Origin of the sequence: Protofrankia sp. CiP3 (assembly GCF_917627345.1) — a bacterium.
In the GTDB taxonomy this organism is placed as follows: Bacteria; Actinomycetota; Actinomycetes; order Frankiales; family Frankiaceae; genus Protofrankia.
The window spans coordinates 7,097-14,722 of record NZ_CAKJTM010000111.1 but is presented as its reverse complement, the minus strand read 5'-3'; the positions used below and the strand labels follow the sequence as shown (position 1 = coordinate 14,722).

Annotated in this window: 1 protein-coding gene and 1 pseudogene; both read right to left on the bottom strand. The window is 68.9% G+C overall.

The features are described 5' to 3' along the window. Nucleotides 1–70 precede the first annotated feature (70 nt). Entirely contained in the window at nt 71–7,321 is a 7,251-nt protein-coding gene (locus tag MJ797_RS22940) for a SpvB/TcaC N-terminal domain-containing protein (protein ID WP_239341091.1), read from the bottom strand. A gap of 40 nt (nt 7,322–7,361) precedes the next feature. Continuing rightward, nucleotides 7,362–7,626 (bottom strand): annotated as a pseudogene (locus MJ797_RS22935) (hypothetical protein); the annotation flags it as partial.

The following is a 7,626-nucleotide window of genomic DNA, read 5'->3' as shown; positions in this document are numbered from 1 at the left end:
GATCTACCGAAGTAATCACAAGACGATGTCAAAGCATCATCAAATGATAAAGTTATTTCATTACGAATCCTTAGAGGATCTCTGCAATATCCCACAGATTCAAAGCGTTGATATCGATTCCGCGTTCAATGAGAACCGTGAGTCGAGTATTTCCCTGAAATACCATCCCGTCACTACCGCGGATCTGAAGATGTTCGCTGGCGTCAACTAGCCGGGAACCAGGTCGGAAAGATTCAATGATCTTCTCTGTTTCCGTGTTCCGCCAGTACGCCAGCGACGATTGCCGTAGAGAACTGCTCGGATGGAGTAGCTTCAAAGGGGGTCTTCCGCCGCCGCCGCTTCCGCCCAACTCCGGCCAGTCCATCGTTGCAGCGACCGCAATTCCAGTTGAAGCGACGACCGTTTTGACGGTGGCGGCAGATAGCACTTCAACGAAGTTGAGTGTCAATGCGTTTCCGCTTAGCGAAAGACCCGACCCGCCGATCGCTCCGCCACCGGCGAGTGGCCCGAGCGCTCCGGCAGAAATGACCGTTAGCCCAACAGCATTGATCAGTGCCAACTCCTTCTGTTCCCGCCTATTAAGCTCCCTGCTCCAACTTCCCGGCTGGGGTCCCGTGCCGTGGCAGGTTGGGCAGATGACGTACATGAAGGGTTTTCCTTCACCTGAACCTTCCGGCTGCCACACTACGTTCCTCCCCCTTGGTGCCAGTTCCGCCACCGGTATCTCAGTTTCGATACGGGGATCCGATGGCGCTATGCTGGTAACCGACGACGAGGACGCCGAATTCGGGTCCGCCGGTGGCGTGATGCATACTCTCCTCTCCTCATCCAGCACTACCGTCTGGATGGGAGAAGCCTGAGTCCCGGTCGGGTCGCTATGGTTTGTCGGCCTGTTCACGCTGTACTTGTATAGATGTGAGCCGTCAACTTGGCCGGCGGGGTCGGGGCTCGTCCAGCGGGTGAGGTACGGGGCGTAGTAGCGGGCCGTGTGGTAGTTGAGGCCGGATTCTTCGTCGCGTTCCTTGCCGGTGAATCGGTAGCGTTTGCGGCGGAAGCTGCCGAAGCTGGTCTCCCCGTAGGGGAAGTACTCTTCGCGGTTGGTCCAGGCGCCGGTGGCGTCCAGGGTGAGGCTGGCGCTGCCGAGGTGGTCGGCGAGTGCGTAGCGGATGGCGGGGCCGGCGTCGTCCGGGTGCACGTCGGTGCCGGTACGGATGAGGGCGATGCGGCTGGTGCCGTCCATGACATGCAGCAGGCTGTTACGCCCGCCGCCCTGCTTGGTCCACCGATGGTGCTCGACGAGGTCGCCGAGGTAAACGGTGCTCTCGTCGAGGGAGGCGCTGTTGTTTAGCCGGACCCACTTCTTTACCCGGATGCCGTCGGCCCCGTACAGGTATCGGGCCGAGACGGAGGTTCCAGTGCCGGCGGTGGTCCGGAAGCCGACCAGCCGACCGGCGCGGTCCCAGGTGTAGCGACGGGAATCGGTCTCGGTCTCCAGGTTCCCGGCCACGTCGTAGGTGAGGGCGATCTCGGGCTGGTCGCCGTTGCGGACACTGGTCAACCTGTTGGTCGGCGCGTCGGCCCACTCGTCCGGCGGTAAACTGCCCATCCCGAACACACGGTGCCAGCTCGGAGGCGCCGGCCCGGTCGTCACCTGGTAGAGCAGGTCGAGCAGGTTTCCGGCCGGGTCGTAGGTGTAGCTCTCGCGGTAGCCGGCGGTGACATCGGGGGCGTTGGCCTGGTTCGGTGCCGCCGGGTAGGACCCGCAGCGCGGCGCGTCGTCGAGCGGCCGGAGTGTTCCGATGTCCGCGCAGGCGCGTCCGGTGGCCGAAGTCAGCCGGTAGAGCGGGTCGTAGCCGAACCGGCGGACCAGCATGTCCCGGCCGTCCGCAGTGTCGGCCACACCACAGCCGGTGGTCCGTTCCTCGATCGTGGTCACGTTGCCGACCAGGTCGTAGGTGTAGGTGAGGTCCTGCAGGGCGGTGCCGCCCGCCCCGGCCCAGGTGTCCCCGGCGTCCGGCGCCATGCGTTCGGTGCGTAACCGGACGAGCCGGAACGTGTTCGGGTCGTAGGCGTAGCGGGTCACCGGTCCTGGCCCGGTGCCGTCCGAGGTGCCGTTGCCGTAGGCGGCGAGCACCCGCTGGCCGCGGGCGTTGTGGGCGAGCAGCCGGACGTAGGGCACGCCGTCGACCGCCACCGACCGTAGCGCCCCGGACCGGCTGTAGGCCGGGGTGATGACGCGGTCCGGCTCCCCGGCGACTGCGGTCGGAGCGGTGACCCGGACGGCCCGGCCCAGCGCGTCGTATCGGGTGGTCGTCCGGTACTCGGTCGGGTCGAGCACCGCGACCGCAGCGCCGGGGGACGCCCAGTTCGCCGTCCAGCCGTCCGGCTCGGCCGCGGCGATCGCCGCGTCGCTGACGACCCGGCGGACCTGGCTGGTCACCTTGCCGGTGAAGTCGTAGTCCTCGACGGTGACCAGCCCGGCCTCGTCGAGGTGCTGCCACAGCCGGCCGAGCCGGTTGTGGTCGCGGGCCGCCGCCCGGTCGGTGGCCGGCTGGTCGGGGCCGCCGCCGTCCCCATAGGTGAGCTGCTCCCGCATTGTCAGGACGTCGCCGGGCAGGTCGCGGGCGAACACGGCGGCCGGCCGGTTCAGCACGTCGTAGGTGCGCAGGGTCAGGCAGCCGCGGGCGTCGCGGGCGGCGACGGCGTTCCCGGCCGCGTCGAGGATGGTGATCTGCCGGCCGGCGTCGATGCTGTCGACTCGTAGCGGCCGGTTCGTCAGGTCGTAGGCGTGGGTGAACGCGGTGCGTCCCAGCTCGTCGACGACGGTCAGCGTGTTCCCGCGGATGTCGTAGGCCGTCTGCGTGGCGTGCCAGTCCGACGCCGGATTTGGGCCGCCGCGCACGATCTGGCAGACGGTCCGGCCGAGCGAGTCCAGGAACGCTGTCGCGGGGGTGAAGTGGTGGGATGCCGGCGCCCGCCCGACCAGCGTGGCACCGGCGGGGCCGCTGCTGACTGCCGCGAGGTCGTTCCCGTCGTAGGTCGTGACCGTCCACGGGGTCGGCTCGACGGTGCCGGGTGCGGTCAGGTCGTCGGGCACGCCGAAGACGGTGCGCCGCTGCGACCCGTCCGGGCTGACCACCCGGATTGCCTGACCGCGAGGGTCGTAGAAGGTGGCGACCCGCTTTCCCTGCCGGGCCTCCGATTCCGGCTGGTAGTCCCAACCCGAGTCGAAGAACGGCTCGCATGTTTCAACGATCCGTCCCTTGTTGTCGTGGACCTGCCAGCCGCTGACCACGACCCGGTCGGCCACGCGGCTGCCGACAGCAGGCCCGCCGGCCCGGCCCGGCACCGGCGTCAGCACGCCACCCCCATCCGGGACGAGAAGTCCGACGTCGTCGCCGCTGACGTCGTTGCCAGTGATACCGAAAGCCAGGTCGTCGGCCTGGGCGCGCTTCTGCACCAACCGGCCGAAGCCGTCGGAGTACTCCCGGGTCTCGATCACGTTATCGGCGGCGTCATCGGGCAGGGTGCCGGCGGCACGATCGCTGGCATGCCATACCCGGGCGACGGTGTGCACGGAGATCGGCTGCCCGCGCAAGGCGTACGCGGACAGGTCGTAGCTGTACCCGATCTCGGGGCGCTCCTCGGTCCCGCCTTCACCCCCGCGGCCTTGGAGAAAAACCGCGGAGAGCAGGCCAAGGGGGTGGTAACGGTAGTTCGTCGCGTTCCCGTTCGGGTCGACGACCCGGCTGGGCCGGCCGGCCCGGTAGTTGTAGGTGGCGGTCGTCGGCAGCTTCGCCGGGTCGCGTACAACCGCGGGGAGCAGCCAGTATGTGTCCGGGGTCACCCGGGTTTCGTGGCCCAGCGGGTCCTGCGCTCCGAGGAGCAGGCCGCGGCCGGGTAGCGGATCGGCCGGGGTGGACAACTGGACGTCGTAGGCGTTGCGGGTGGTGTCGGCATACCAGCCGGCGACGTGGATGGTGTCGGCCGGGCCGGTCGGCTCGTGCCGGTAGCCCAGGTCCGCGCCGAACGCTGCCGGCGCGCCGGCCGGGAGCGGCTCGACGCCGCCCAGGTAGTCCGGGCGCCAGGGGCCGTAGGCGTCGATGAGCGTGTCGTCCATGCCGACGCCGTCGCGGAAGACGAGGGCCTCACTGCGGGTAAGCAGCCCGTGCGGCCCGACCCGCCCGTCGGCCCGGCCGACGTACGCAGCGCCGTCGTAGTGGTGGACGACATGGCCGATCAGCCGGACGTCCGCCGCGCCGAGACCGTCGAACGTGTCACGGACGGCCTCGGCGACTCGGAACTGGTCCGCCAGCACGGCCGCCACCTCGTCCCCGTCCCGGCTTCTCTCAGTGACGGTCGGCGGGCTCACCAGCTCGTAGGTGCGGACCTGCGCGACCCGGTCATGGATGTACACACCCTGGTCCGGTTCCGAGTACGCCGTGCGGGTGTGGCTGGCGAGCACCCGTGTCTCGTCCGGTAGGAACGTCCGGCTCTGGCCGGCTCGGACCGGGGCCACCGTAAAGGGCCTGCGTCGGGTCGACCGTCGTGGCGGTGCAACGGTGGTCTGCCGCCGGGGCTGCCCGTACGGGTCGTGGTCGCCGGTGAAGGTGAAGCGGGTCATCGGATCGGTGCCGCGTTCCCACTGGGTGGTTCGCGCGACCACCTCGAAGGCGACGAACACCCTCGGCCGGCCGGGTACGCCGGCAGTTACCTCTTCTCGCAGGTCGTAGGCGTGTTCGGTGACCGTGTACGGCTGGTCCCGTTCGGCCGCGCTGTTCAGCCCGTACATTTCGCTGCGCAGCACCCGGCCACGCAGCGCCCGCAGCGCGTCCCGGCGCGCCCGCCGACCGGACCGTCCGGCGGGGTCACGCAGGCCGCGCAGAAACCGGTTGACCCGGCCAGTGTGGTCGAGCAGGGGCGGGTCGCCGGCCCAGTACTCGGCGGACAGGTCCAGCTCGGCCCACTGCTCCTCGTCGTCGGTGTCCACCGGACCGAGGTGGAACCAGGTGCGGGTGAGCGTCGGCGGGGAGAACGACATCGCCCCGACCGGGACGAACGACGTACCCGGATGCAGGCCGGTGCGGTGGTACTCGGCAAACGTCTCGGTGTCGGTCTGTTCCACGCAGCCGAAACCGCGGAACTCCCGTTCGGCCCCGTCCCAGTAGCCGTGCCGGTAGGAGTAGGTGGTGGTGAGTTTGCCGCCGGAGATCTGGTCGATGCTCTCGACACGGGACACGACAGGGACGACGAACGGTAGCGGGGTGCGCCACCGGGTGGCCGGCTGGGCGTTGTCGGCTGTCGCGTAGGCGGTGGAGGGCTGGTAGGCGACCCGGGTGACCGCGCCGATGTGATTGTCGACCTCGGCAAGGAGCCGTGGCTTGACTCCGCCGGTGAGGTCGAGGAAGTACATCGACGGGCGGCCGGAGGCTGTGGCGTCCCGGCTCCACAGGATGCCGCCGGTGCCGCTGCCGAGCAGGTCGGTGATGCGTATGTCCCAGCCGGCCGCGGGCACCCCGCGCACCGTCACCGGGTCGCTCCAGCTGTTGCCGCTGCGGTTGAACCAGATGGTGACGCCGGCGTCGTCGGCGTGGACGAGGTCGGCGAGGCCGTCACCGTCCACGTCGCCGAGCAGCAGCCGCGTCGGGTCGTACCGGTACGGCAGCCGTGGCCCGGCTGTCATCCGCACACGATCTCCCCAGCGGCCGTGGCCGAGGTTCGGCCAGTACTCGACGGCGCCGTCGTGGACGAGCACGAGGTCGGTCAGCCCGTCGCCGGTCATGTCGGCCCACCGCACCCGCGGGTCGGTAAGCGTCAGCGGCGGCGGCCCGTCGGTACTCGCTGACCGGGCGGGCCGCGGGCCGGTCCAGCCGGTGTCCGGGTCGGCGAAGAAGCACTCCAACCGGCTGCCGGCGCGCAGCACGTCGGTCACACCGTCGCCGTCGAGGTCGATCAGCCGCACCTCAGGGTCCTTGAGGCCGAAACTCGGCGGGTTCCGGTGCCGGTGGAAGGCGCCCCACGACGGGCCGAACCGCAGCGGGAAAAACCCGGCGACGGTCGGCGTCGTGACCAGCAGGTCGGCGCGCCCGTCGCCGTCGGCGTCCAGCAGCTGCACGCCTGGGTCGGCCAGCGTGAGCCCGGCCGGCGCGCCCGCCATCGGCCGTGGCCGGTCGAACCGGCCGCCGCCGAGGTTGCGCCAGTAGCGGGCGACACCGTCCAGCTGCAACACGTCGGGCAGCCCGTAGCCGGTGAGGTCGACCAGCTCGTGGTCCCCGCGGGACAGCGCGACCGCCGGCGGGTCGACGCCGGTGACCGGCTGGAACCGACGTTTCGCCGGCTCGAAGCGACCGTAGCCGAAGCTCACCGGCGGCAGGTCGCGATGCTCACCTCCGGCGTCGTCGAACCCGATGACCGCGACGCCGGTCAGCAGCGATACCCCGTTGTAGGGGTCGGACTTGTAGCTCAGCTCGTAGCGTCGAACGGCCTGGTCGACGTCGGCGTGCACAGCAGTCGCGATCGTCCGGTAGCGACGGGTCGTCCTGATCTCGAACCCGGCGGTGTAGGACGAGAACGGATCCGGCCGTTCCTCGGTGCCGAATGTCACCGAGGCGAGAAACCGGAGCGTGCCGTCAGGAGCGGTGTGGTCGCCGTAGCGGATCGTGCGCAACAGAGGCTGCCGCCACCGGTGGTTTTCGAATTCACCAGCATCCGCATCATATTCATAGACGATCACATTGCCGAGCGGGTCCCGCGTCTCGGTGAGTTTCCAGGTGAAGATGTGCGACGGGTCGGATGGGTCAGCAATCAGCGCCGGGTCGTGCCATGTGGACGTAGCGCTGTCCGGGCGTCGGGTGCCGTACCGGCTGACCAGACCGTCCTTACTCGTAACCTCCCAATAGTCCTGTCGAGAATCCACGTCACGGTAGCGGACGATGGAAGCGAAAAGTCCTTCCGTCCGCGGCCGGTACCGTGTGCCGATGCTGGCGAGTTCTTCGACAGGCGCCAGGTCCTCGCTGCCGGACAAGACGAAGGTGTCGGCGTCCTCGTCGTATACCGGCACGCCCCGGGAGGTCTTCCGGGAGATCCCTGGCACGCTCAATGCCCAGCCGAGCCCGAAGTAGCCGTTGCCAGTGCCGGTGCTGTACGCAAGGCCGAGGCTCGGCGCTAGGCCTCGCCGCCCTGGTGGCACGGCGATCGGGACCGTCAGATTGCCGGTTCCCGTCTGGAGATCGGGCGCGAATGTCTCACCGATCCCACGGAGCGCCCCGCCGCCCTGCGGCAGTGAGATGATCTGTTCCGGCGCTTGCGCCGCGTCCCCCACAACGCCCCCCTCCGTAACGAAATCAGACTAGCCGCGCCGATCACTTCTGTCCCAGCATCGGCCGGATCGTTATCCACATCGCCGCCGCACTGGCCGTGGAGCCGACGGACCGCTCCACTGAACGGTCGGCCTCCTCCAGGTACTGGGTGATGAGTAGCAGTGTGGTACCGGCCGCGGCGATCCGGCGGACCAGCTCCCACACCTGGATCTGGCTACGCGGGTCCATTCCCGTGCTGGGTTCATCGAGAAATAGCAGATCGGAGGTCATGATCAAGATGGGCCCCGATGCCCAGCCGGCCGCGCAT